The sequence below is a fragment of the Myroides sp. TSA_177.3 genome (genome assembly GCF_052691955.1).
Map to the genome: position 1 here is coordinate 306,873 of NZ_JBQZGD010000001.1, position 24,682 is coordinate 331,554.

General features: G+C 36.4%; 22 protein-coding genes. 11 read left to right on the top strand and 11 right to left on the bottom strand.

Annotation, left to right across the window (positions count from 1 at the left end; translation table 11 throughout):
* The first annotated feature begins 95 nt into the window (after nt 1-95).
* From ACUTSE_RS01330 to ACUTSE_RS01340, 3 genes are all read left to right on the top strand, one after another.
* Nucleotides 96-2,309 carry a hypothetical protein gene (locus ACUTSE_RS01330; RefSeq protein ID WP_445638941.1) on the top strand — a complete coding sequence of 738 codons (2,214 nt, stop codon included), beginning with the start codon at nt 96-98 and terminating at the stop codon, nt 2,307-2,309.
* A gap of 15 nt (nt 2,310-2,324) precedes the next feature.
* Nucleotides 2,325-3,755, top strand: coding sequence for an RtcB family protein (locus ACUTSE_RS01335; protein WP_445638942.1), 1,431 nt, complete (start codon nt 2,325-2,327; stop codon nt 3,753-3,755).
* Between the two features lie 185 nt (nt 3,756-3,940).
* On the top strand, nt 3,941-4,567 hold the full coding sequence (locus ACUTSE_RS01340; RefSeq protein ID WP_445638943.1) for a GNAT family N-acetyltransferase: 627 nt from the start codon (nt 3,941-3,943) through the stop codon (nt 4,565-4,567).
* A gap of 36 nt (nt 4,568-4,603) precedes the next feature.
* Here the strand turns inward: ACUTSE_RS01340 and ACUTSE_RS01345 are convergent, their stop codons facing one another.
* From ACUTSE_RS01345 to ACUTSE_RS01370, 6 genes are all read right to left on the bottom strand, one after another.
* Nucleotides 4,604-5,113 carry a YfbM family protein gene (locus ACUTSE_RS01345; RefSeq protein WP_002990143.1) on the bottom strand — a complete coding sequence of 170 codons (510 nt, stop codon included), beginning with the start codon at nt 5,111-5,113 and terminating at the stop codon, nt 4,604-4,606.
* Between the two features lie 66 nt (nt 5,114-5,179).
* Nucleotides 5,180-5,827 carry a DUF4272 domain-containing protein gene (locus ACUTSE_RS01350; RefSeq protein WP_445638944.1) on the bottom strand — a complete coding sequence of 216 codons (648 nt, stop codon included), beginning with the start codon at nt 5,825-5,827 and terminating at the stop codon, nt 5,180-5,182.
* A gap of 48 nt (nt 5,828-5,875) precedes the next feature.
* Nucleotides 5,876-6,757 carry an alpha/beta fold hydrolase gene (locus tag ACUTSE_RS01355; RefSeq protein ID WP_445638945.1) on the bottom strand — a complete coding sequence of 294 codons (882 nt, stop codon included), beginning with the start codon at nt 6,755-6,757 and terminating at the stop codon, nt 5,876-5,878.
* A gap of 39 nt (nt 6,758-6,796) precedes the next feature.
* Nucleotides 6,797-7,219 (bottom strand): MarR family winged helix-turn-helix transcriptional regulator, encoded by a 423-nt coding sequence (locus ACUTSE_RS01360; RefSeq protein ID WP_002990148.1) that lies wholly within the window; start codon nt 7,217-7,219, stop codon nt 6,797-6,799.
* Between the two features lie 133 nt (nt 7,220-7,352).
* Nucleotides 7,353-8,285, bottom strand: coding sequence for a M48 family metallopeptidase (locus ACUTSE_RS01365; protein ID WP_445638946.1), 933 nt, complete (start codon nt 8,283-8,285; stop codon nt 7,353-7,355).
* On the bottom strand, nt 8,285-8,845 hold the full coding sequence (locus ACUTSE_RS01370; RefSeq protein WP_002990152.1) for a LemA family protein: 561 nt from the start codon (nt 8,843-8,845) through the stop codon (nt 8,285-8,287). The genes ACUTSE_RS01365 and ACUTSE_RS01370 overlap by 1 nt, the downstream gene beginning before the upstream one ends.
* 202 nt (nt 8,846-9,047) lie before the next feature.
* Here ACUTSE_RS01370 and ACUTSE_RS01375 point away from each other — a divergent pair, with 202 nt between their 5' ends.
* The 3 genes from ACUTSE_RS01375 to ACUTSE_RS01385 all read left to right on the top strand — a co-directional run bounded on the left by ACUTSE_RS01375 (nt 9,048) and on the right by ACUTSE_RS01385 (nt 10,551).
* Complete coding sequence (locus tag ACUTSE_RS01375; RefSeq protein ID WP_353100548.1) at nt 9,048-9,377, top strand: ArsR/SmtB family transcription factor; 330 nt, start codon at nt 9,048-9,050, stop codon at nt 9,375-9,377.
* Between the two features lie 56 nt (nt 9,378-9,433).
* Nucleotides 9,434-9,889, top strand: coding sequence for a DUF6428 family protein (locus ACUTSE_RS01380; RefSeq protein ID WP_445638947.1), 456 nt, complete (start codon nt 9,434-9,436; stop codon nt 9,887-9,889).
* A gap of 209 nt (nt 9,890-10,098) precedes the next feature.
* On the top strand, nt 10,099-10,551 hold the full coding sequence (locus ACUTSE_RS01385; RefSeq protein WP_445638948.1) for a hypothetical protein: 453 nt from the start codon (nt 10,099-10,101) through the stop codon (nt 10,549-10,551).
* Nucleotides 10,552-10,561: 10 nt separating this feature from the next.
* Here the strand turns inward: ACUTSE_RS01385 and ACUTSE_RS01390 are convergent, their stop codons facing one another.
* A complete protein-coding gene (locus ACUTSE_RS01390; RefSeq protein WP_445638949.1) occupies nt 10,562-11,212 on the bottom strand; it encodes a DUF6266 family protein in 651 nt (216 codons plus the stop codon).
* A gap of 557 nt (nt 11,213-11,769) precedes the next feature.
* Between ACUTSE_RS01390 and ACUTSE_RS01395 the strand changes: the two genes are divergently transcribed.
* From ACUTSE_RS01395 to ACUTSE_RS01415, 5 genes are all read left to right on the top strand, one after another.
* The gene (locus ACUTSE_RS01395) at nt 11,770-12,165 is read left to right on the top strand and encodes a (deoxy)nucleoside triphosphate pyrophosphohydrolase (protein WP_115092552.1); all 396 of its coding nucleotides are present in this window, start codon (nt 11,770-11,772) and stop codon (nt 12,163-12,165) included.
* Complete coding sequence (locus ACUTSE_RS01400; RefSeq protein WP_445638950.1) at nt 12,158-15,052, top strand: DUF3427 domain-containing protein; 2,895 nt, start codon at nt 12,158-12,160, stop codon at nt 15,050-15,052. Before ACUTSE_RS01395 ends, ACUTSE_RS01400 begins: the two co-directional genes overlap by 8 nt.
* A 57-nt stretch (nt 15,053-15,109) precedes the next feature.
* A complete protein-coding gene (locus tag ACUTSE_RS01405) occupies nt 15,110-15,946 on the top strand; it encodes a tetratricopeptide repeat protein (protein ID WP_445638951.1) in 837 nt (278 codons plus the stop codon).
* A gap of 45 nt (nt 15,947-15,991) precedes the next feature.
* On the top strand, nt 15,992-16,402 hold the full coding sequence (locus tag ACUTSE_RS01410; protein ID WP_445638952.1) for a cytochrome c: 411 nt from the start codon (nt 15,992-15,994) through the stop codon (nt 16,400-16,402).
* 141 nt (nt 16,403-16,543) lie between these two features.
* Complete coding sequence (locus ACUTSE_RS01415; protein ID WP_445638953.1) at nt 16,544-17,083, top strand: hypothetical protein; 540 nt, start codon at nt 16,544-16,546, stop codon at nt 17,081-17,083.
* Nucleotides 17,084-17,960: 877 nt separating this feature from the next.
* On the opposite strand, the gene ACUTSE_RS01420 is transcribed toward ACUTSE_RS01415, so the two are convergent.
* The 4 genes from ACUTSE_RS01420 to ACUTSE_RS01435 all read right to left on the bottom strand — a co-directional run bounded on the left by ACUTSE_RS01420 (nt 17,961) and on the right by ACUTSE_RS01435 (nt 24,528).
* Entirely contained in the window at nt 17,961-19,331 is a 1,371-nt protein-coding gene (locus tag ACUTSE_RS01420; RefSeq protein WP_445638954.1) for a RagB/SusD family nutrient uptake outer membrane protein, read from the bottom strand.
* A 12-nt stretch (nt 19,332-19,343) separates the two neighbouring features.
* The gene (locus ACUTSE_RS01425; protein WP_445638955.1) at nt 19,344-22,385 is read right to left on the bottom strand and encodes a SusC/RagA family TonB-linked outer membrane protein; all 3,042 of its coding nucleotides are present in this window, start codon (nt 22,383-22,385) and stop codon (nt 19,344-19,346) included.
* Between the two features lie 98 nt (nt 22,386-22,483).
* Nucleotides 22,484-23,854, bottom strand: a complete 1,371-nt coding sequence (locus ACUTSE_RS01430; RefSeq protein WP_445638956.1) for an ATP-binding protein — start codon at nt 23,852-23,854, stop codon at nt 22,484-22,486.
* The gene (locus ACUTSE_RS01435; RefSeq protein WP_445638957.1) at nt 23,851-24,528 is read right to left on the bottom strand and encodes a response regulator transcription factor; all 678 of its coding nucleotides are present in this window, start codon (nt 24,526-24,528) and stop codon (nt 23,851-23,853) included. The genes ACUTSE_RS01430 and ACUTSE_RS01435 overlap by 4 nt, the downstream gene beginning before the upstream one ends.
* Nucleotides 24,529-24,682: the final 154 nt, after the last annotated feature.

Here is a 24,682-nt window from a genome sequence, read left to right on the forward strand (position 1 = left end):
TAAAGATAAAAAACTAATTGAGGTCAAACGTGTTTTACTTCCTAGAACCATTTAAATATTAGAAAGACGTGATTACCTAATTAAAATTTAAAAAAATGAAAGCGAATAAGATACAAGTAGCGATTAGAAATCAAGCAATTTATGTTGATAAAACACAACAAACACAAAGCTATAATCCACAAGTATTTGAATTAGTGGAAAATATTAGAAAGTTGGGTTTTGGATTAAGTGAAGAATTATTAACGGTTTTAAAAACAGTAGAATCTTCTTATTATCAAGTGATTTATCAAACGCTACAAAATATATTAGGCACTAAACATAATTGGACTCCTTTAATCAAAGATTGGATAGAACCAACGAATAGAGTTAAACGAAATGCATACTTAACTTTTATAATGAGTTGGTTTGCGACTAAAAAAGATGGAGTTGTTTTAGCTTGTGGACATAGTATTCCTAAGCATACATTTCCATTAGAACGTTACAATGGGTGTCCGTTGTGTGGGACTCCTTTCAAATTTGAACAATTAGCATTACAAGGAGCTGGAAGTAAAATAAAAGTATTGAATTTATGGCAAGAAGAAGAGATAGAAGCTTACTTTACAAGTTTACTACAAGCCAAAACGGCTTTAGATGTCACACAAATTGATTCGCTGCAATTGTTGTTAGATACTTGTGAATTACCCACTGTGACTATTGCCATGAGAGAGACAAAAATGATTGTTATTGATCATTTAATTACAAGAGAAGAAGTGGATCATGCAGGACGATTTTTTCAATCCCCAACAGATATTCTACGTTACTTGTGGTACAAGAAAACGGGCTTTTTACAACTCGTTAAACCTAAAACAATAATCACGCGTGAAGGGAGTAATCATAAGAATTTGAGATACAGTTTAGGCACACAGCGAGAAACTGAACACAAAGTAAAGAACGAATTAAAATTAAAGTATTCCCGTAAAGACTCGATTAAGGTTGCTATTTGGTTAAATACAATGGCATTAGATGTTGAGGAAATGTGCGAAAATATGCATCCCAGAAGAGAAATGTGGGTTCGATTTATTCGAGCTTTACGTCTAGCAGAATACAGTAAGCGAAAGGGATTCGAAAAACTCGCAGAATTAATAGATACTTTTTATAATCAAAGGTATACAGTTATCGCTGGAAGAATTGAATATTATCGATTGAAAGAAATGGATGCGGAACAGACTTTTGTTTTGTTAAAACAACGTCCTGGATTATTTGCCCGTTCTTTATTTTCTAACATGTTGTTCTTTGGTGGAGAAGTTACACTGAATCATTTTGAAGAAGTAGTTCATCAAGTACCTCTAAGATTGCTATTGACTTTACAGATGTATGCTGAAATCTACTTTGATCCAACTGCAAATAGAGTAGTAAAACCATTAGGAGGAGTTAGTAAAATAATTCCAGTGAATCAATTGGTGAAAGTTTTTGATCAAGTTTATTTAGCTTCAATGATTGAACAAGTCACTAGGTTTACTATGGCTGAATTAACAAGGCGATACGCTGCGGAAAAAACAACTGCAAAAACAATGTTTATTGATCCAGTTTTATTCCATATTCCTTTAAGTATTGGAGATAGAAGTGATACCGTTCAAGACTTACCAGTTGCTATAATGGGAACAAAATTTCCATTAGAAGAAAAACAAATTCGTTTGTTTATGCAATGGGGCGCTGGTTTAGAAGCCCAACATTTAGATATGGACTTAAGCTGTCATATTGCGTATGAAAATACAGTTCGATTGTGTAGTTATTTTAATTTAACTACCACAGGATGCAAACACAGTGGTGATATTCAGTTTATTCCGAATCGAATAGGAACGGCTGAATATATTAATATAGATGTTGAAACGTTGCAAAAGGCAGGTGCTAAGTATGTTACATTTACTTGTAATGCATACAGTAATGGTGCAATTACACCTAATTTAGTAGTAGGATGGATGGATTCAAAAAATCCGATGAAAGTGACAAAAAGAACAGGAGTTGCTTATGATCCATCGGCTGTGATTCACCAAGTTAGAATAGTGAATAAATTAAATAAAGGGTTGGTTTTTGGCGTGTTAGATGTTCAAAAAGAAGAGATTATCTGGTTGGAATTAGCTTTTGGAGGGCAGAATATAAAAACGTTAGATGCTGATACAGTGATGACCTTATTAAACAAATTAAAAGTAAAAATGAAAATCGGAGATCTCTTACAGATAAAAGCACAGGCACAAGAAATGGAAATTGTCGATTCAAAAGACAAAGCAGATGAGGTTTACGATGAAGGGTGGAGATGGAATGGGAATTAATTAGAAGAAAGAAAAATGAAACAAAATACACAAATAAACGGAAACGATTTAATCGCATTAGGATACCCAGAAACAGCTTTGTTGGGTATTGCATTAAAAATAAATAAAAAGCGAACAGGGTTAACAAAAGTGGAGATGTTGGCGCACTATAAAATGGTTTTAACTCAGGCTGAGGATTATATCAACCACAAAGTGTTTGGAAAGCTAGCCACTGCCATTATCGAAGGGGTTGGACAACACGTAGAGGAAGAGGTGATCCCGTTAAGAGAAGAGGCTGTTGGATATAGTGTCTATGGATCAGATTATATTGAAGAAGGGGCCATTCGACAAATGGAAACAGCAGTGAAATTACCTGTGGCAGTTGCTGGAGCGTTGATGCCCGATGCGCACCAAGGATATGGATTGCCTATTGGAGGAGTATTAGCAATAGAAAATGCCGTTATCCCTTATGGTGTGGGCGTTGATATTGGATGTCGAATGGCGTTGTCTATTTTTGATATCAAGGGAATTGAATTCTACGGAATGGAAGCCTTATTAAAAGAACAATTGGTGAAACACACGAAGTTTGGTGCAGGACATGGATTCCACGGTCAATACAAGGCGGAACATGATATTCTGGATCGTGGGGAATTCAATTTGAATCCCTTCATTAAGAATTTACAAGATAAAGCATGGGAACAGTTGGGGTCTTCTGGTGGTGGAAATCACTTTGTTGAATGGGGATTGATGGAGTTCATGGAACGTGATGAGGTGTTGAATATCGAAAAAGGAACCTATTTAGCGCTGTTAACACACTCAGGATCTCGAGGAATGGGAGCAACGATTGCAGGACGTTATACGCAGATTGCTAAAGAACAATGCAAATTACCGTATGAAGCAAAGAACTTGGCTTATTTGGATATGAACTCTGAAGCCGGACAAGAATATTGGGCTTTGATGAATCTCGCAGGAGATTATGCATCGGCTTGTCATGAGGTGATTCACGCTAAATTAACCCAAGCCATTGGGGCTGAAGTATTAGCTAAAATTGAAAACCACCATAATTTTGCATGGAAAGAAATGTACCAAGGAAAAGAGGTGATTGTGCACCGTAAAGGAGCTACACCTGCGAGTAAAGGTGTGATGGGAATTATTCCAGGATCGATGACTGCACCCGGATTTTTAGTTCGCGGAAAAGGAGAAGAAGAGGCTTTAAACTCAGCATCACATGGAGCAGGACGACAAATGAGCCGAACACAAGCGATTAAAACGCTAAAATCAAGCGATATTAAAGCCGTTTTATCCGATCACGGTGTAGAACTCATCGGAGCAGGAAAAGACGAAGCACCGATGGCGTATAAAGATATTCATCAGGTGATGGCCGCTCAAGGTGATTTAGTAGAGGTGGTTGCCATGTTTACACCCAAAATTGTCCGTATGGCTGATGACGGAAGTAGAGAGGATTAGTTGATTGTTATGGGGGATCAGTTAAAGGTTAAGGGGAGAATTTCCTGATTTAAGTAATCCTTCTTTAAACGAAAATCCCATCACAAAGAGTAAACCTCACAAAGCACAAATATCACCAAGAAACTCATTTCTCAATTTGTATGTTTTAATTTAGCGCGCTTATTGAAAGTAATAATGTAATCGAAATGAAAATGAATGATAAGCAAGAAACCCCTTGGATTGCATATCCCACTATTTTAGAAGGAGAACAGATTCGACTTATTCCCTTAGAGCTCCAACATTTAGAAGATTTATATCAAAAAGCCGCAGATCGAAAATTGTGGGAATTAGTTCCGACTGATTGTTCTCAACGCGAAATATTTTTTGATAATTATACGCAAGCGATAGCAGCAAGAGATAAGGGAATACAATATCCCTTTGTTATTCAACATAAACAAACAGGGGAAATTATTGGTTCTACCCGTTTTTTTGAGCTGTATCCAGCAGATAAAAAATTAGAAATTGGCTGGACCTGGATTACACAGGAATACTGGGGGACAATCGCCAACTTAGAAAGTAAACTCCTATTGATGAGCTTTTGTTTTGAAGTTTTAGGAGTGAATCGCGTTCAATTAAAAACAAAAGATACCAATATCCGCTCTAGAAAAGCGATTGAAAAAATTGGAGGTATCTTTGAGGGGATTTTGAGAAAAGATAAAATACAAGCAGATGGAACAACTCGTAACGCTGCTTATTACAGTATTCTAGATGACGAATGGAAAAAAGTGAAGTCTAATTTAGAAGCGTTGATAGCACATAAAAAAAATAATTAAAAAACAACAAGCCACTTAATTAAGTGGCTTGTTGTTTTAATTTAAATATGTAATCATAGCTTCTTTGCGATCTGCTGCAGTTTGATAGGCCTTTCGAAGGAGTTGAAGGTGATCTGAAATATAGTCCCATAAATCATTTGCATCTTCTTCCAACCAAAAAGAAGGATAGATATCATTCGCTTCGCATTCTTCAGGTGAAAAGCGTTTTCTCATTTCTTCATCTGTGATTTGATTTAGTGCTTGATTCAACTCTTGTACTTCGGCTACTGTCAAATAACGTGCAGGACCATAGCCTACATCTTGATCTTCATCCAAAGTATGCCGACCAAAAACGAGATGTGCCATCTTTTGATCTTCGTATTCTTTGTGTTTTCCTCCTAAGAGAAAAGCTAGTACATTCCATGTCTTATCTAAATCCACATAAGCCTCATCGATATTGTTTTCATCAAAATCGCTGTAAATGCGTGTTTCAAATAGACTGCTGTCTTGGAGGTAACTTGTTAATTCTACTTCAGTCACACGAAGTAAATTGCCAATCATGCTCATAATTATGTTTTTTGGTGGTTGTGATATTTTGTTATCGAGTTCAGACTTTCAATAGAACGTTCATGCTTAGGTTCCCATTTCGATTTCATCCCAATTCGTCTCTTTGTTTATTAACCATTCTAAAGCACGACGGCGTTCATAAACAAGACCTTCATTGATGGCTGCTTCTTGTCCTTTTAGGCGTTCATCCACACAATACCAATGCAAGCGATAGTAGAAATCCAGCATCGTATAAATATCTTCAGTGGTGTGCATCGTCGTTACTTCTTGTAATCGATGATTGTCTTCTCCTTCTTCTAAATTAGGTAACATCGAGGCCATTGATTCTTCATTCCATTGGGTTTCATCCAGATGAGGAATCATTTTCGTTGCCCACATCAAAGCCCATAACGCTTCCAAATACCAACGAAGGGTATTAATCTCATATTGATCTAAATCCGCTTGTGTTTTAGTTAGGATTTCTTTTTCCCAATCGGATAGATGAGCAGTAAGCTGATTTGCTTCAATCCATTGTTTAATTATTTCTACCGGAGCTTCGAATGAGATATTAATCAGGGCGTTCATCACTGACATGCGACCAATTAATTCGTCTTGGCTGCGCAAATTGGGGTTCTCTAAAATAGGTAACCAATCAATGTAGCGGTAGTTCTTTTTTGCAATACGCGCAATATTAGCTTCTTTGATTGCGATACGCTGTTCTTCCGTAAGATTCATAGCAGTTGTTTTTGTTTGTGATAAAGATAAAAGAAATAAGAAACTTTACTATCCCTGATTTTGGCTAAAAGCATCCAATAGGAGTGCATATCGATCAGCGTGTAAATCGTGTCCCATATTTTCGACCAACATCAATTTTGAATGAGGGATAGCCGCGTGTAAATCCAAACCATGTGCTGGAGGAAAAATAGGGTCAATTGTTCCATGCATCACTAATACGGGGCATTGGATACCCGCTGTAATAGCAGGATTATACGGGGTAAAACCAACAGCTGCTACATGCAGTAAAGTTTGGTTGGGTTTTGGATTTCGATTGAAATCCTCTTCAATTAATTCCTTTTCTTCTTCTGCGTTGAAGGGTACATCCGTACTTGAAATACGTTGAATAAACGCCAGTCTTGCTGCAAGATGATCCGCTTTAGCAGTAGAATAAGAAGGTAGCGGGCTCATCATTTGTTGCATCACTGCTGCCTCCGTTTGTGGTAAAGTTGGGTTGAGCGATGTTGACATGATAATCACCAAAGACAACACACGTTCTTTATGTTGACTTCCTAAAATTTGTGCGACAATTCCACCCATAGAACGCCCCATGAGGTGTGCCTTTTCAATGTGCAAGTGGTCGAGGAGTTGAATCGCATCTTGCGCTAAATCATATAGCGAATAAAAAGGAGGTTCCATTTTTCCCTTTTGTAAAGCAGTCATGAGTTCACCAGGATCCGTAATCGCTGGAGTGGTAAAAGTAGAACAACCCGTATCACGATGATCATATCGAATCACGTAAAACCCACGTTGAGCAAGTTGCTGACAAAAAGGAACGGTCCATCGGGTCATTGAGGTTCCTAAACCGCCAATTAAGAGCACACAAGGATCTTTTGGAGATCCAAAATCTTGGTAGCAAAGGGTTAATTGTGGAGTTTGTATGTTTTTCATTTTTTTATATAAAATTCTAAGTGAGTGTTCATCCTCTCTTTATTTCCCATCAGCAATTTGTCTAAACAAGTCCATAATCGCTTGCAGTTGATTGGCTTTTAGTTTGGGAAGTAATTCCAAGGCAACAGCCTCTGCAGTTACTTTTGCTTCAATGTAAACGCGTTGTCCTGTTTCAGTTAGCACGACATAACTAACACGAGCATCTCGTGCATTGCTCTCTCTTCCCACTAAACCATTTTTTTCCAACGGACTCAGTAAGCGCGTCACCCCTGATGGTGTAAGTCCTATGCGACTCGCCAAGTCAATTCTCCTCGTTTTACCTTCTGCATCGGAGGCAAGCAAATGGAGCAACATAAAATCGGTATAGCTCAAACCGTGTACACTCAAACGATCAAATTTTCGTTGAAGGATGGATTGGGTTTTTGTCAGGTTGAACAACAGTTGTAGTGATTCGTTTATCATTTGAAATATGTTTGAGTAGTCAAATACTTTGCGAAGGTATAAAAAAAATCTACTGGAGTGAAAGCCAAGTAGATTTTTTTTATTTACAACACCTAGGATTGGTGATTTATCTCATGTTGTGATTGGATAAAAATTACATTTTTTCCAAAAAGTCGATGCGTTTTTCGATGGGTGGGTGGGTACTGAAAATAGAACCTATTTCTCCCAGGAATCCCTTGCTATTTGATTTATCGCTATTGTCAATAAAGAGTTCTCTTACTTCGTTATTGGTCGTTTCTAATTTAGAATTACCACTGATTTTGCGCAGGGCACTAGCTAGGGCATGTGCATCTTTGGTCATGCTAACTGCACCAGCGTCGGCCATATATTCTCGACTTCTCGATAGGGCGAATTTAAAAACCATGGAGAAAAAGTAGATGACAAAAGTAACCACCAAAATAACGATAATGATAGCTCCTCCATTGCCTTTTCCTCCTCGTCTTCGTCCTAAACCATTGAATAATCCGCGGAGTAATAAATTCAGAATAACGCCCAAAATTCCCACAAATACAATGGTTACGATGAGTAATCGCACATCGTTATTTCGGATGTGCATGAGTTCATGCGCAATAACACCTTCCAATTCTTTATCATCTAATTTGTCAATAATCCCTCGAGTTAACGTAACCGAATATGATTTCTCATTGATTCCTGATGCAAAAGCATTTAAGGTATCTGTTTCGATAATAAAGAGTTTGGGCATGGGCATTCCCACAGACATGCATAGGTTTTCTGTCAGATTATATACCCGCATATTGTCCTTTCGTTCCAACGGTTTTGCATGTGTTGCCCGTTGAATCATTTGGTTGTGAAAAAAATAAGAAATAACAAACCAAATCCCAACAACTACAAAAACAATTGGAGTTACTTGTAAAATAGGATCATAGGCCATTTCCCAATTCCAGCTAGATAGGTAGCCCAAAATAAAGACAATCCCCAATAGAATTAATAAGGGAAAAGCAAATAAAAGTAGAATTGACTTGGTGTTATTTCGTCTTATTTGTGTATGTAAACCAACGTATGCCATTAAAATTTAATCTCTGGAGCTACGTCAAGTTGAGCTCTTTGTTCTACACCTAATTCAAAGAAAGGTTGTCTGGTCATGTTTTTCATCCCAGCTATAATATTCGAAGGAATTGATTCAATCGCAGTATTTAATTCCTTTGTTGCCGAGTTAAAGTAACGACGAACAGCAGCTAATTTATTTTCAATATCTGAAATTTCGTTTTGCAGTTGCAAGAAGTTCGTATTCGCTTTAAGATCTGGATAAGCTTCTACTGCTACGCGTAATCCTGATAAGGCAGAAGAAAGTTGTTGCTCCGCTTGAATCTTCGTATTGATATCACCTGCTTGCATCGCAGCTGTACGTGCTTGAGTTAATTTTTCCAGTGTATTCGCCTCGTGTTCCATATAACCTTTTACAGATGAAACTAATTGAGGAATCAAGTCATGACGCTGTTTTAATTGTACATCAATATCTGCAAAGGCATTCTCGCGATTGTTTTTTAAAGCGACTAATTTATTATTTGTTGCAATGAACCAAATGACAAGCAATACAATAATTCCAATTCCAATAAAAATTCCCATAGTTTATAATTTTTTGTCTAATGTACGACTTATTAGTTTTTTTTAACTGTTTTAGATGGTAGATAAAGGTATTTTAATGAATAAAATTAGAAGGAATAGAAGTAAAAGCAACACTGCCGAAAGAAAATATTTTTTTTTGGTGTTATAAAAAAATAAATATCTTTGCATCGTAATATTGCGATGATATAAATAAGAGAGACAAATGGGAATTACAAAATCAGAATTATTTAGCGACAAGAAAAACCGCTTAGCAGCCATGTTTAAAGTATTGGGGCATCCTGCACGTTTGGCAATCTTGCAATACATCATCAATCAAAAAGCCTGTATCTGCAGTGATTTAGTAGACGAACTCGGATTAGCGCAAGCGACCATCTCTCAGCATTTAAAAGAATTAAAAACCATCGGACTCTTACAAGGTACAGTAGAAGGAAAATCCGTTTGCTATTGTATTGACGAGGAGGTTTGGAAAGAATTTGAAACGGAATTTGCCGCTTTCTTCGGGCAATCCACGCATATTGACAAATGCTGTTAAGGCATTTTTTTAAAGTAATGTATCGTAATATTGCGATGTAATATAAAACAGAAATTATGAAATTATCAGAAGTAAAACAAGTATTAGCCGGATTGGAAAAAGTAGATTTTCAATTGGAAGATGGGAGTTTTGTACCAGAACATTTTCACGTAACGGAAGTAGGGCAAGTAGATAAAAAGTACATCGACTGTGGTGGCGTGATTCGCACCGAGAAAAAAGTGAGCTTTCAACTGTGGAATGCCAACGATTTTGAACATCGACTAAAAGCAGGAAAGTTGTTGGGAATTATACGATTGTCTGAAAATAAATTAGGTATTGAAGATGGAGAAGTAGAGGTAGAATTCCAAGGTAAAACAACCATTGGCAAATATAATTTAGCTTTTAACGGTACCCATTTTATCTTGGTGAATACCATCACTGCTTGTTTAGCGGAAGATGCTTGTGGGATCAAGCCAGAAGATGTACCACAAACAGCAAGTACTTGTTGTGATCCTAATGGTGGTTGTTGTTAAGGTGAGGGGATTGTGGTTATGAGTGATGGATTATGGGGTACACATTGACATTGTTTAAAAAGAATGACCTTTGATAGAAAATTAGTGCTTTAAAAGAGGGGAATGCTTTATCTTTCATAAGTATTCTCCTTCTTTAATTGAGAGCCATAAAAAAGCAAAAATCAAATCGTATCTTCGTTTCGAATTAAAACAGCCAATCGTCATTATACATGAATCACCCAACTCCTAAACGATCACCGTGGACCACTTACTTTTTACAAGGAATACTCTTTGTGATTTTAGGGTATATCCAAGCGATTCTAGCGATGACTCCATTTAAGGAACAACCATCGAGCAACCTTTCCTTTGACTTTTATACGGATGTCTTCTGGGCCGTTGGTATTACTAGTATACTGTATCTGCTTTTGCTACTTCTGATACAGCGAATCAACCAACAACTGATCCAATTGATCCTCCATGGTTTACTTGTTGCTCTCCTTTGGTTTTGGATCGATTGGGGAATTTTTGAAGATCGAGAAGCAGGCTGGAGTACGTATACCACCAAAGAATCCCTTTACGCAACAGCAGGGTATAGCCTTTGGTGGGTGCTAGGCGGTTGTGGTTTGTTTTTGTTGGGGAGTTGGGGGATTCAGCAAGCCTTGAAAAACAAAATTTCCCTATAAGTGAAACAACTTATGCTTCCCGCATTAGCAAATGATATTGACTGGAACTGTTTCTTTTGTTCGCTGTAGATACCCAAATACTCCAAAGGTGAATGCGTTTATTTTCCCAAGTACTAGGGAGCTGAATTTGACATTGTCCCTCTTGACGTTTGCCGATGTTAAGATAAATAGTACTTGCATCACACACATCATCATAGAGGACAAGGGTTAACTCATCTTCATTATGGGCGAGTATATTCACCAATGCCGAGTCCCAAGTTATGAGTAAGCTATTGTTATCTTGTTGTTGAAGAACCTCAACTGTTGCTGCAGGTAGTGTTCCGATGGCTAGTAACACCCGTTCAATAACAAGATGAGGAACTTGATCTATGACCTCAAGCCCCTGTTTCATTAACAGGGAAATCAATTGTTCTCTACCCGTTATTTTTTTGTTGTTTACGATCGCTTCAGGATAGTAAAGGGTAACCACATTACGCATTTTACTGACAAAGCTAGAAACCAAGCGAAGCTTATCTTGCTGGAGTTGCTGAAGGGGAGAAGCTTTTCGAGGGGGACGATTCGATTTTATGCGCAATAAATCCCTACCTCTCCATTTTACGCCTACAAGGTTGCCAATTTTTCCAGATACTCCCCCTAATATTCCATCTTTTAATTCTGCCATAGCTTGTATTTTTAGCTTGACAAGATAGGGAGAAGCACGATAAAAAAAGTTCACGTATCAAAGGGGATGAAAAAAAATAACAGGTTTATTTGTAGGTGGTTAACTTGGGTTTAAAATGAAAATAGTTGTAATTTTAAAGTAGAAGTGTATACAGATGAGAAAGAAGACAACCTCATCAAAGTAACATCGTTAGGCTTTCTTGGAGTATGGGAGGACATTCCTAGGAGTATCCTTCGACAAAAAGGGTGTTTTGCCTAGTATTCTCCAAGGAATGTCCAAGGAAAGTCGAAGGAAGGGAGGAGGAGAATAAGGAAAAAGAGAAAGGTGTAAGTCGATTACTAATGAAAAAACGAATTAATCCAATATTTTTCTAAGTTAGAAAGAAGAGTATGGTGTTTTTATTAGTGAGGATAAAATGGTATGTTAATTAAATATGTCTAAATTTGATTTATAGAATTCAAATTAATATCTGAAAGAAAGGTCATAATATTTTTTGATTACTTAATTTTATGCGTAGTCTTCTGAATTAAGTAATCAAAAGAGATAAGTTAAATAGTATGAAAAAAGTAGAAGTGGTTGCAGCTATATTAATGCATAATGATGAAATACTTTGTGCACAAAGAGCTGAAAACAAGTTAGAGTATATCTCAAAAAAGTTTGAATTTCCTGGGGGGAAAATTGAAGCAGGAGAAACTCATCAAGAAGCTTTAAAAAGAGAATTACAAGAAGAACTAGATATAAATCCTGAAATCAATGAGCTTTATCTTACCGTAGTCCATCAGTATCCAGATTTTGAATTGACAATGCATAGTTTTGTATGTAAAATGCCTAATAGAAAAATCACTCTAAAAGAACATATTTCATATGTATGGTTAAAGAAAGAAGATTTCTTAGAATTAGATTGGGCTGCTGCGGATTTACCTATTGTGTATAAAATGATGCAAGATGAATGAAAATCTACGCCTTGATTTTATTGAAGGGGTTCATAAAGGGTTTTTGGATAAAAATATCGTGTCTAATTCTACGAATATTCCTAGGCTTTTAACGAATAAAGAGATTCCTAAAGAAAAAGTATTATCTACATTATTACAAGAATTAGATACTTGTAAAGAATTTTTTATTTCTGTTGCCTTTGCTACAACAAGTGGTATTGCTGTATTATTTAATACGCTTATTGCATTAGAAAAAAGAAATATAAAGGGGAAAGTCTTAGTATCTCAATATTTAAATTTCACTCAACCTGAGGCGCTCAAAAAGCTAAAAGCTTTTAGAAATATAGAACTTAAAATTTCTACGGAGAATAATACACATACAAAAGGGTATATTTTCAGAAAAGAAGATCATCATACTATTATTATAGGTAGTAGTAATTTAACAGCTAATGCCCTAACTGTAAATAAGGAATGGAATCTTAAAATATCGGGTTTACATGCGAGTGGTATTGTAAATGATGTTTTGGATGAGTTTCATCGTAATTTTGAAGAGGCTTTAGTGGTAACAGAGAAATATATTGCTTCTTATGAGGAACTATATATTAAACAAAGAGTTATTAATCGATTAGAGTTAAATGAGGCTAAAAGTGAAGTAGTTGTTAAGCCGAATAAAATGCAACAGGCTGCTTTAGAAAATTTAAATAAATTAAGGTTAGCAAACAAAAATAAAGGATTGATAATTTCCGCCACTGGGACAGGAAAAACATATCTATCTGCATTTGATGTGAAAAATTTTAATCCTAAAAAGATGCTATTTGTAGTACATCGTTTAAATATTGCAAATGATGCTCTGAATACATTTAGAACATTATTAGGTGATACTAGAACGTATGGACTTTTTTCTGGTGATCAACGTGCTTTAGATGCAGATTTTATTTTTTCAACAATCCAGACAATATGTAAAGAGGAAAATCTGTTGAAGTTTAAAAAGACGCATTTTGATTACATTATAATTGATGAATCTCATCGTTCAGGTGGAGATTCATATTTACGACTATTGGATTATTTTAGCCCTAAGTTTTTATTAGGAATGACTGCAACGCCTGAACGTACTGATGGGTTTGATATTTTTGGTCTTTTTGATCATAATATTGCTTACGAGATAAGGCTACATACAGCAATGCAAGAAAAGATGTTGAGTGATTTTCATTACTATGGAATTTCTGATTTGTTAGTTGATGATAAGTATAGAGAAGATACTAGAGATTTTAATTTGTTATCGGATAGTGAAAGAGTAAATAAAATTATATTTAACGCTAAACGTTTTGGAAGTGACAGTGGTATCATTAGAGGTTTAGTGTTTTGTTCAAGTAATGTTGAAGCCGCATTTTTATCATTAAGATTTAATGAAAATGGATTTAAAACCCTTGCATTATCAGGTAAAAGTACTGAGTTAGAACGCGTGCAAGCTATTGCTAGATTGGAATCTGAGGACAGTATTGAAAAATTAGATTATATTTTTACTGTAGATATTTTTAATGAAGGAATAGATATACCCAAGATAAATCAAATACTGATGATTAGACCTACTGAGTCTGCAATTGTTTTTGTACAGCAATTAGGTCGTGGGTTGAGAAAAGCAGAAAATAAAGAATTTCTAACTATCGTTGATTTCATAGGGAATTATAAAAATAATTATTTAATTCCTATTGCATTATATGGGGATACTTCTTTTAATAAGGATACCTTGAGAAAACTTATTTCTGAAGGTAGTAAACAGTTGCCAGGAGCCTCTACAATTAATTTTGATGAGATAACAAAAGAAAAAATTTATGAATCGATTGCTACGGTAAATATGACTACGTTAGCTGATTTAAAGAAAGATTATCAATTATTAAAATTTAGATTGGGAAGAATACCTTGGATGGTCGATTTTCTAAAATATGAATCTCGAGATCCATATCAGTTTGTCATTTATTCTAAAAGATCATATTATGATTTTGTTTTTAAGGTTGATGATAGTTTTGATAATGTATTAGATAAGGCTAAATCTGATTTACTCGCTTTGTTTTCAAAAGAAATTAATAATGCAAAAAGAGTTGAGGAAAGCTTTCTGCTGCTAAAAATAATTGAACAGGGTGAAATAGAAATAACAACATTTAAAGAATTAATTCAAAAAGAATTTCAATACTTAGTATCAGATGAAACTATAGAATCATGTATTCGAAATATTAATTTTGAGTTTTATCTTAGACCTAAAAGTTCATTAATCATTCCAACTCCTTGTAATATCTTATTGAAGCATAATGGATCATTTAGATTTAGCAATATGTTTAAGGAGATGTTGAACGATGTATGTTTTAAAGATTTTCTATTAGATTCTATTAACTATTCGATACAAGTCTTTAAAGAAAATTATAAAATAGAGAATTTTAGAGATGGACTAATTTTGTACAATAAGTATAGTCGAAAAGATGTTTGTCGTATTCTTAATTGGACTAAAGATATCAGTAGTACTTTATATGGCTATAGAACAGTAAATGAAATTACCCCTTGTTTTGTAACGTATCATAAATCAAATGATATTGAGGAAACAATTAAGTATAATGATCATTTTATTAATCCTTCAGTTTTTGCATGGGAATCAAGATCTAGACTGAAATTAGAAAGTATTGAAATAAAAAAGATTCTAGATTCTAAGAGAATTCTATTGTTTGTAAAGAAGGAAGACGGTGAAGGAACAGATTTTTATTATATGGGAGATGTAAGAATAATTGAAGGTTCCGTAAAACAAAGTTATATGTCAGATTCAGAATTACCAGTTGTTCATTTTAATTTTCAGTTAGAGCAACCAGTAATTGAGGAGTTGTATGATTATATCACATCTGGATCAGTAAAGGAAAAATAAGTAACGAAGATTGATATAAGTTTTTCATTCGATATTACCCTAACATTTAATAAAAACATGAAATACCTCCCATTTATCCTATTGCTCTTCATCAGTTGTCAACAGATTCAAGGCCAGCAAGACTTGAAACAACCTCCGCTTACTCCAGAGCAAAAGGCCAAGCAAGACAGCATTATAGAGACTTATGCGACGAATAAAGCTCACCGCTATAACTATACCTTAAATCTGAAAGAATGGCAAGATGCCTTGAATGAAGGATTAGCACAAGATTCGACCATTGCCTATTTGTGGCAGCAGAAAGCCATGCCTTATTTTAAAAGTAGAAAATATGAAGTGGGAATGGAGTATATCGATAAAGCGGTACAGTATGACCCAGAGCGTTATTTGGGCTACCGCGCTTTTATCAAATGTGTATTTTCAAAAAACTATCGCGATGCCATTGCTGATTTCGAAACTTGTATGGCCAATTGGGGTGATCGCTATGAGATGGATCACACCTATACTTTTTACATTGGCTTATCGTATTTGCAATTGAATGAATTCGATAAAGCCGAAACCTATTTTAAACGGGCGGTAGCCAAGCAGAAAGAAGTATTCCCCGATGTACATCACTTGGAACTCTTCTATTTGGGTATTGTTTGTTATGAACAAGAGCGCTTTACAGAAGCTATCGCTTATTTTGAACAAGCTGTAGTTAACTACAAAGAATTTTCAGATGCTTATTATTATAAGGGATTGAGTCAGTGGAAAATGAAAGAATCAGAGGCAAAAATCAAAGCAACTTCAGATTTATTTTTCATGTATAACCAACAGGGGTTTTCAATTAATGAAGCCAATGCTATTTATGAACGATATCCGTATCAAATACCTAAACAACAACCTATTTCGGATTAAAAAACAAAAAGTTTAACGTATCTTAGTGGGACGCAATAGCTGTATATGAAGACGAATCGGAAGTATATTGTACAATTTGTTTGGGGTGTTTCGGGCATCCTGATTATGGCTTTGATTTTATTTGGCGGACTTTTTTATTTAGGGGAACAGGAGAGAACACCTGTGGTGATAAATGAAAGTGGTTTTTGCGGAGTCCCGAATCTACCTGAAGACATGCAAAGAGGAAAAGAATTATTTGATCAAAATTGCTTGGCGTGTCATAAACTAGAGATTAACGTACTTGGACCTGCACTAAAAAATACAGACCATTTGGTTGTACATACGTGGTTGTTTGTTGAACCAAATAAAAAAGATCAAGTAGAATATGGATGGATGTTTCATGTTCAAACATTTAAAGACCGAATATCAGAAGCGGAAAGTTTAGCGATTAGTTCCTATTTGAATCAGACAAACTAACAAGACGAAAAGGAGGGGGGCTGAAGAAAAGGAAACTATTTATAAACGTGATTTGGATTAGCTGCCAAAACAGCGCGTAAATTACAAGAACCGTATTAATTTTCACGCCAGAAATACTACCTTTGTAGTAAACCGACTCACATGAAAAAACTATTGACATTAGCCATCGTATGCTTGTTTACCCTAGCGTGTAAACAAAATACACAACAAGAAGCACCTGCCCATCAAGCAACAACCAAAGAAGAGGTTGCCAAAGCGTTTGAAAGTACGGCTGCATTGAAAAAGATAAGCAGCGAATTGCTTGTTCCCATGGAGATTGTTGAACCCGCTTCTAAAGACGTAACAACCAAATACGGATTGGAGTTTGGAGGAAACTGTTATGCATGTGATGTGGTGAACATCTTAATCGATGGAGAGATGATTAATTTGATGAATGCGTGTGATTTACACAGTCAGGTTTCGTATACCATAGAATCAGTGGAAGAAAAAGGCAAGCAAATTAGCATTCGTACCCAATCTCATACGTTTGTATTTGAACAAGTAGATGACTATCCAGTATATAGTTTGAAGGTTATTGGGGAAGAAATTGACGAATCGATGTTTAGAGAAGCTTCTTTTTATACGTTGCGCAGTTTGTTAGAAACATTTGAAGTACACGATTGTGGAGATTTTGAAGGATAAAGAATTATAAAATATAAAAAGCCCTTAGTGAACACTAAGGGCTTTTTATATTTTGCTTTTTTGTTTTTTTGAAGAATTGTCGATTAAAGAAAGAATGCTCTTAACCCATCACCCATCACTCATACCATAAACCTCCCAAATCAATTGGAGAGGAGAAAGTAGAAAAGAGAGAGAAGTAAATTTTCGATTAAAACAGCGTTACTTCTTTAATCGATAAATCTTACGATTTCACAAAAAACAAACCTCACAAAGAACAAGGCTTTCTTTTTTAAAGGGCAAAAAAGAAACAAAAAACCCTTCAACTAACCTAAATAAAGGTCAAATTAGTTTTCAAGGCTGAAAATAAAAGAACTCGCTGTGCTCAAACACCTTTTATTTTTACAGCCTTTTCAAACATTTGACGCTCTTTATTTGACTTGCGTTGGGGTTAGATTATCTTTTATAAAGGTGTTTTTTGCTTTTAAGTAAATTTGTTTTTTGAAGGATTCTCACAAAGTACAAACCTCACAAAGAACAAGGCTTTCTTTTTTAAAGGGTAAAAAAGAAACAAAAAACCCTTCAACTAACTCAAATAAAGGTCAAATTAGTTTTCAAGGCTGAAAATAAAAGAACTCGCTGTGCTCAAACACCTTTTATTTTTACAGCCTTTTCAAACATTTGACGCTCTTTATTTGACTTGCGTTGGGGGTAGATTGTCTTTTATAAAGGTGTTTTTTGCTTTTAAGTAAATTTGTTTTTTTGAAGGATTCTCACAAAGTACAAACCTCACAAAACACAAACCTCACAAAGTGCAAACCTCACAAAGTACAAACCTCACAAAGTACAAACCTCACAAAGCACAAACCTCACAAAGCACAAATCTCACAAAGCACAAACCTCACAAATTAGGATTACTCTGTACTTCTTTCAAGGGAATAGGCAATTGATATAATGGGCTACCAAAAAGCAGTTGTTTACTATCCGTAGCGGCGGCTAAATCTTCTGTATTTCGTTCTAGTGGTTGCCCTAATCGCTTTAAGTCAAAGTAACGATGTCCTTCAAAGGCTAATTCCTTGAATCGCTCCGTTAAAATAACAGATTCATCCAATTCCGTTATCGTGATTTCTTCTCCCATTCGTGCCTCTATTAACGCTTGCATATCGCGTATTCCCAACGCAGTAGCACCTGTTCGGAAATAGGCTTCTGCGCGAATCAGATATACTTCTGCTAGGCGAAATACGGGTAAATCACTGATGCGATTCTCATTTCCTTCCCCGGAGTATTTGGCAATTTGATTCGCCTGCTCTTCTCCAAAGAAAAGTGAGAAACGCACGTCTTCTTCCTCATAGGATTGGATTAGTTTCGTTGAACCATAAAACAAACTCTTTCCCGTATTGAAGTTGTACCATAAGGTATTGGGACGAAGGTCATCTTCATTGTTTCTTGCCAATTTGAAAATCACTTCTGCCGTTTGATTGGCTCTCCATAAGGCGGTGTACTGCTCCTTTGTGGCTAAGGTATATTGTGTCATGACTTTTGTTGCATAGGTAATCGCTCGAGGATACTCTTTTTGGTAAAGGGCAACTCGTGCAGCTAAAGCATAAGTAGCGTCTAGTGAAAATCGAGTCGGTGCATGCGTATTCGTCAAGTGTTCTTCTGCAGCTTGTAGGTCTTTCCATACGAGAGTATAAAAGTCAGCTAGGGGTGTTTTTCCTGGTTTTTGAAATAAATCGGTACTCGTAACATAAGGAATAGTCAAAGCTTGTCCCTTTTTTGCATCAGAATCACCAAAGATGCGATGTAGTTCAAAGTGAACCATAGCACGCAATCCTTTTAATTCTCCTTCCAATATCGCCATGGCTTCCTTATCTTCTGCAGATTCTTGTGGTACGCGATCTTTATTTTCTAATAGTGTATTGATTTTATAAAGGGCATGATAGTAATCCTTCCATGTTTCATGAAGGATTTCATCATCTGAGCTATAGGTCCATCGGTTCAGGTGAACGGCATAACCGTCTACTCCTGTATTCTCACTACTCAATTTACATTCATCTGCCATAATGGATCCCAATAAGGTGGAGTTTTCTAAGTGTAAGTTGTTGTAAATCCCGACTACACCATATTCAAAGTAGCGTACGGATTTGTAAATCTGATCGGAATCCACATTTTCCTTCGGATCAAGGTCTAACATGCGATCACAACTCGTCAAAAAGACAAGTGCGAGTAGAAGAAGGAAGCTGTTTTTTAGGGTATATGTTGTTGTATGCATCTGTATTATCTTTTAGAAAATTACTTTTAAACCTGCTGTGATGGTGCGGGGAAGAGGATATTCATATTGGTACCAATTGTTGTCATCTTCAGGATCTTGTCCTTTCCATTTGGTCCAGGTAATTAAATTCGACCCTTGTGCAAAGACATTCACTTCTTTGATGAATTTACCCGCTCGACCTAAATCAGTGAATTTGTAGTTGACGTTTAAATTTCTCAGTTTCAGATAATCTGCACGTTGTAGCTCACGATCAGTTAAGTATCTGGTATGGCTTGGATGTGGATTACTGCTTTCATCTCCGGGTTTTTGCCAGAAATCTAACATGCTAGTCGATTGGTTGTAAATGCGGTAATTCGGATCCGCTGAGGTACGATAGAACTCTCCCGTATTCAAACGATACATTCCTTTGATGAACGAAAATAACGCACTTACTTCTACGTTCTTGTATCGGAAACTCGTCGTGATTCCACCTTTCCAAGAGGGATCAAAACTCCCTTTCACTAAAACAGCATTTTCTGGATCATAAACATCCGTAATATTGCCTTCTTTGTCTAAATATTGAGGTGCTCCTGTTTGAGTGTTTACACCTGCCCAACGCACCATATAAAAGTGGCCCAATGATTTTCCTACCTGATGGATGGAGTAATCTTCAGTGACGATATCGTCTTCTTCTCCTAAGCTGAGGATTTTATTCTTGTTGAAAGCAAGGTTCAGCCCCATATTCCAAGTGAAATCCCCCTGTCTAATAATATCTCCAGCGATTTTGAACTCTACTCCTCGGTTGCGAATTTTTCCTAGATTTGAAGGAAGGGATTCAAAACCAGAAGTCATAGATAAGGTGCGGTCAATAAATAAATCACTCGTAATTCGGTTGTAGAAATCAATTTCTGCAACGAGGCGATTTTTAAAGAATCCCACTTCAAGACCCAGATCGAAAATGCGATTCATCTCCCAATTGTAGTTGGCATTCCCTGGTGTTGTTGGCACCAATCCCGTTTGTCCATTGTATTGCCCTGGGCCATATAAACGACGGTAACCAAAATCACTAGCGAACCCATTAGCATTTCCAGTTAATCCGTAACTAATGCGCATTCTTGCAGTCGAGATTACTTCGTTGTCAATAAGGAAATCTTCGTATTTCATGTTCCAATTTCCGCCTAATGCATAGAAATACTTGTAGCGATTTGCTGAGGGAACACGAGAAGAACCATCGCGTCTTACACTACCACTCAGGGTGTATTTGTTTTCATACGAATAGCGCAATAAGGCGATTTGAGAAACCAAAAGGTTTTCTGATGCACCACCTTCTACTTTGGGAATAAAATCGTTTTCTGGTGTTCCTGGTGTAATACCTGAAGGGGTTTGATCCAATCCGTGAATTAATCCAAATCCAGTAAATCCGTGGTAATCGTATTTATAGCGATTCATCTCTACTAATCCAATGGCTTCTATTTCATGTTTGTCCCATTGGGTTCGATAATTAAAACCAAAATTACTCATCGTACTGATTTTATTTTGATCGCCTTGGCTGTACATCCCTTGCCCACCTTCTTCAACTAATTCACCAAAATAAGTATCGGGTTTGATGATGTGGGTATTGGAGTATTTGCTATAATCCACCCCAAGCGTTGAGGTTAATTTCAATTCATCCGTTAAGGCATAAGAGAAATTCCCAGAGAGCACTCCTTTTAAACCAATCGTTTTTCGATTCACATCTTGATACATGGCCAATGCATTTGTACCGAATCGATTAGCACCTGGTTGCAATTGCCCATTTTCATCATAAGGATTTTCATAAGGCAAAGCAAAGTAAAGAGAGGCTACAGGGTTGGTTTCGCTGACGTCAAAATCCGATTCCGACTCTTTACTGTTGCTTTGTGCCAAGTTGATAAAAAAATCGGCTTTAAATCGTTTACTTTGGTGGTGAATATTGGAGTTAATATTAAATCGTTCTAAGCCTGAATTATACAAAACACCTTCTTGCTTGTAATAATTGAAAGCAGTATAGTGTTGTGTTTTTTCATTTCCACTGGTTAAACTCAAGGCGTGAGATTGAATAATCCCTTTGCGCAAAATCTTTTTACGCCAATCGATATTGGTTTGTCTGATTTGATTCAACCGTTGTGCATCATTTATATAATCTTCATCCGTTTTGGCAACGGTTGTGCCATTCACTATTTTGTATGGATTTTTTTGAGAATACGCCCAACCTGGTAAATCAGGATCTTGTAATAGTTCCTCAAATTCCAAGCGTTGGTTGGTATTCATCATATCCCATTTGCTGTTGTTGGCTTGTGCAAAACCATATTGGGTTTGATAGGTTACTTGTAAAGGGGTATTGGCCATCCCTTTTTTTGAAGTAATCACAATAACACCATTGGCTCCTCTAGAACCGTATTGAGCAGTCGCAGCTGCATCCTTTAAAACCGTAATATCCTCAAAGTCTTCGGGAGGAAGAGAGGTAAAGGTTTCTGGCGAAATAGGCATGCCATTTAAGATGTAAAGCGGATTGGTATTTTCATCTTGTAAGGACCCAATTCCGCGGATGGTAACACGGCCTGGTGTGCCAGGTTGCCCGGATGGCGAAGCAACATACAAACCTGGAACTTGTCCTTGTAAGGCTTGATCCATTGAGCTAACCTGTAATTGATTGAGCGCTTTTGCTTCAATTTTCCCAACAGCACCTGTTGTTCTTCCTTTTGATTGTTTGGTATATCCCGTTATGATAATGCCGTCTAAGACGTTTTCTTCAATAAGTAAATCGATAGTTTCAGGTAGGCTAGTCCCGTCAATGGTGATGAATTGCTCTTGATACCCCAAATAGGACAATCGCAATTGGATGGTTTCTTTTTCTTCTACTTGTAGATCAAAGGAACCATCCTCTAAAGTGAAACTATATTCTTTTTTGCTCATATTCTCAATCGTCACTCCTGGTAAAGGGAGTAAAGTTTCGGCATCTCGCACTAAAATAGGCGTTTTTTTATCGTGTGCTTGTGCACTCAATAAGCTGAAACAAAAGAGTAAGGTGGCTAAGAGTCTTTTTGTTTTACGCATTGTGGTTTGCAATTAAATTAGAAGACAAACCTAATAGGACGAGATTAAAAGGACTTTAAACCGAGATAAAGGAGAGATTAAAATGAGATTAAAAAAAATTAATCTGTTGCTTTCATTTGTTTGGGTAGGCGGATGGTCACGGTTGTTCCTTGGTGTAGAATCGACTGAACCGTTAAACTACCCTGGTGTAATTCAATAATTTTATAAGCCAAAGACAACCCTAATCCAGTTCCTTTAATCCCTAAAGCATTAGGAGAACGGAAAAAAGGAAGGAATAACTTATCCAAATCCTCTTTGTGGATGCCAATTCCTTGATCTTCAATAAGAATAAGAATATCGTTTGCTGTGGTTTTCAAGGTCAATTGGATGGGAGCTTGATGAGAAAATTTATGGGCATTGAGGATGATATTGGAAAGTGCGAGCTCAAGCAAATGAGAATTTCCATTAAAGTACAACGCATATAATTCTTCTTGTGTTTCTATGGCTAGGTTGAGGTTTACATCCTTTTGGGTAGCAACCAAATGATCGATTAAGGTCCACCAAAAAGCCTCAAAAGACGTTTCTTGCAGCGAATAACGCGCGTTATTTAATTGGGATAACGTCAATAAATTATTGATGATGCGATTGATGTGACTGGCATCTTTGACTATACCTGCCAATACTTCTTGGTATTCGGCTTCTGTACGCGGACTGCGCAACGCAATTTCTGCATTGCCCATCATAGAAGCAATTGGCGTTTTGAGCTCATGAGAGGCATGAGAAACAAAAGATTGCTGATTGTCAAAAGAAGTATGCAAACGCAAAAACAACGTATTGATGGTGTCGCTTAAGGTTTTAATTTCATCCTTGGACATATGGTCAACGGGAATAGGTTGAACTAAATTTTCTACGTCTTTATCCTGAACGTGATTGATGATGCTCTTGATGGGGTTTAATAGGGAATTTGAGAAAATGCGCGATAGTATAAACGTAATGATTAAAGCAATCAAAAGACTAAAAAGCATGATGCTGCGCAATTGTTGCAGCGCTTTTTCTCCATTGTCATTGGTCGCTTTGGCCACTATAATATAGTTTCCGGAATTATCCTCATAGAAAATCCCTACAATGAAATCCCCTTCTTGTTGAAATTGTACTTTTTTATGGGTGTAAATTTGTTGCAGGAGTGCTTTGTCCCAGCGCAATTCTTGTTCAGCAATATAGGTGGGTTCAAAAGAAGAGGTATAAATGCGAATTTGCTCTTTGGGTAAGGTACGTGGAAATTTGCGTAGTACCTCATCGTATTCAGCCTTGGTGAAATTGTCTTCCGCTAAATAATTATGCCCTACAGTAATGGCGCGATCTTCTAATTGGCGAAAGAAATTCTTTTTCCATTGGGTAGCGACAACAAAGTAAATAGAAGTCAGTACCCCTAAAAGCAAGATGGCAAATAAGCCAATAAATTGTAAGGAGAGTCGGGTTCTTATTTTCATTGTTCGTCTTTTAAAATGTACCCCATCCCAATGACGGTTTGAATCAGTGTTGTCTCTTGGTTTTTGTTTAGTTTTCTTCTCAGGTAATTGATGTATACATCGATGAGGTTGGTTCCTCGATCAAAGTCAATACCCCATACTGCCTCTGCAATTTGCGCGCGACTCAAGACGCGGTTTTTGTTGAGGAGAAAGTATTCCAATAAATGATATTCTTTTTGGGTTAAGTTGATTTCAACCTGATCGCGGTATACTTTTTTCTGAAAGCAATTCATAACCAAATTATCAACGGTGTATTCTAAACTGGGAACAGCCATCTTCATGCGACGAGTCAAGGCATTGATGCGCAGTAAAAGTTCTTCATAATGAAAAGGTTTTGTCAAGTAATCATCCGCTCCCATATTGAAACCTTTGATTTTATCATGTAGAGTAGAAAGGGCTGTCAGCATTAATATAGGCGTATCTGATTTGTGTTTTTTGATTTCCTGACAGAGATCAAACCCATTGATGTTTGGGAGAATCACATCTAAAATAATAAGGTCAAATTCGTGTTCCATTGCTAATTTTAGTCCCATGAAACCCTCATAAGCCAAGGTTACTTTATGTTGACTCTCTTCTAATCCTTTGCGAATAAAATTAGACACATTTGCCTCATCTTCAACCAATAATATGTTCATAACTTGTGCATTTTACAACAAAAGTAAAACTTATAAGTGTTTGAAAATTAACATTAAAGAAATTTAATGCTAGGTTAGAAAACGATAAGAATGAGAAAAAATCGGTTTTTTTGTGATTTTAATGCTAGAATCTAGTTGTATCTTTGAGTAGAAA

Excerpts from the sequence above, each read along its gene's own strand:
- ACUTSE_RS01330 (WP_445638941.1), top strand. The coding sequence starts at position 96 with ATGAAAGCGAATAAGATACAAGTAGCGATTAGAAATCAAGCAATTTAT.
- ACUTSE_RS01335 (WP_445638942.1), top strand. The coding sequence starts at position 2,325 with ATGAAACAAAATACACAAATAAACGGAAACGATTTAATCGCATTAGGA.
- ACUTSE_RS01340 (WP_445638943.1), top strand. The coding sequence starts at position 3,941 with ATGAAAATGAATGATAAGCAAGAAACCCCTTGGATTGCATATCCCACT.
- ACUTSE_RS01345 (WP_002990143.1), bottom strand. The coding sequence starts at position 5,113 with ATGAGCATGATTGGCAATTTACTTCGTGTGACTGAAGTAGAATTAACA.
- ACUTSE_RS01350 (WP_445638944.1), bottom strand. The coding sequence starts at position 5,827 with ATGAATCTTACGGAAGAACAGCGTATCGCAATCAAAGAAGCTAATATT.
- ACUTSE_RS01355 (WP_445638945.1), bottom strand. The coding sequence starts at position 6,757 with ATGAAAAACATACAAACTCCACAATTAACCCTTTGCTACCAAGATTTT.
- ACUTSE_RS01360 (WP_002990148.1), bottom strand. The coding sequence starts at position 7,219 with ATGATAAACGAATCACTACAACTGTTGTTCAACCTGACAAAAACCCAA.
- ACUTSE_RS01365 (WP_445638946.1), bottom strand. The coding sequence starts at position 8,285 with ATGGCATACGTTGGTTTACATACACAAATAAGACGAAATAACACCAAG.
- ACUTSE_RS01370 (WP_002990152.1), bottom strand. The coding sequence starts at position 8,845 with ATGGGAATTTTTATTGGAATTGGAATTATTGTATTGCTTGTCATTTGG.
- ACUTSE_RS01375 (WP_353100548.1), top strand. The coding sequence starts at position 9,048 with ATGGGAATTACAAAATCAGAATTATTTAGCGACAAGAAAAACCGCTTA.
- ACUTSE_RS01380 (WP_445638947.1), top strand. The coding sequence starts at position 9,434 with ATGAAATTATCAGAAGTAAAACAAGTATTAGCCGGATTGGAAAAAGTA.
- ACUTSE_RS01385 (WP_445638948.1), top strand. The coding sequence starts at position 10,099 with ATGAATCACCCAACTCCTAAACGATCACCGTGGACCACTTACTTTTTA.
- ACUTSE_RS01390 (WP_445638949.1), bottom strand. The coding sequence starts at position 11,212 with ATGGCAGAATTAAAAGATGGAATATTAGGGGGAGTATCTGGAAAAATT.
- ACUTSE_RS01395 (WP_115092552.1), top strand. The coding sequence starts at position 11,770 with ATGAAAAAAGTAGAAGTGGTTGCAGCTATATTAATGCATAATGATGAA.
- ACUTSE_RS01400 (WP_445638950.1), top strand. The coding sequence starts at position 12,158 with ATGAATGAAAATCTACGCCTTGATTTTATTGAAGGGGTTCATAAAGGG.
- ACUTSE_RS01405 (WP_445638951.1), top strand. The coding sequence starts at position 15,110 with ATGAAATACCTCCCATTTATCCTATTGCTCTTCATCAGTTGTCAACAG.
- ACUTSE_RS01410 (WP_445638952.1), top strand. The coding sequence starts at position 15,992 with ATGAAGACGAATCGGAAGTATATTGTACAATTTGTTTGGGGTGTTTCG.
- ACUTSE_RS01415 (WP_445638953.1), top strand. The coding sequence starts at position 16,544 with ATGAAAAAACTATTGACATTAGCCATCGTATGCTTGTTTACCCTAGCG.
- ACUTSE_RS01420 (WP_445638954.1), bottom strand. The coding sequence starts at position 19,331 with ATGCATACAACAACATATACCCTAAAAAACAGCTTCCTTCTTCTACTC.
- ACUTSE_RS01425 (WP_445638955.1), bottom strand. The coding sequence starts at position 22,385 with ATGCGTAAAACAAAAAGACTCTTAGCCACCTTACTCTTTTGTTTCAGC.
- ACUTSE_RS01430 (WP_445638956.1), bottom strand. The coding sequence starts at position 23,854 with ATGAAAATAAGAACCCGACTCTCCTTACAATTTATTGGCTTATTTGCC.
- ACUTSE_RS01435 (WP_445638957.1), bottom strand. The coding sequence starts at position 24,528 with ATGAACATATTATTGGTTGAAGATGAGGCAAATGTGTCTAATTTTATT.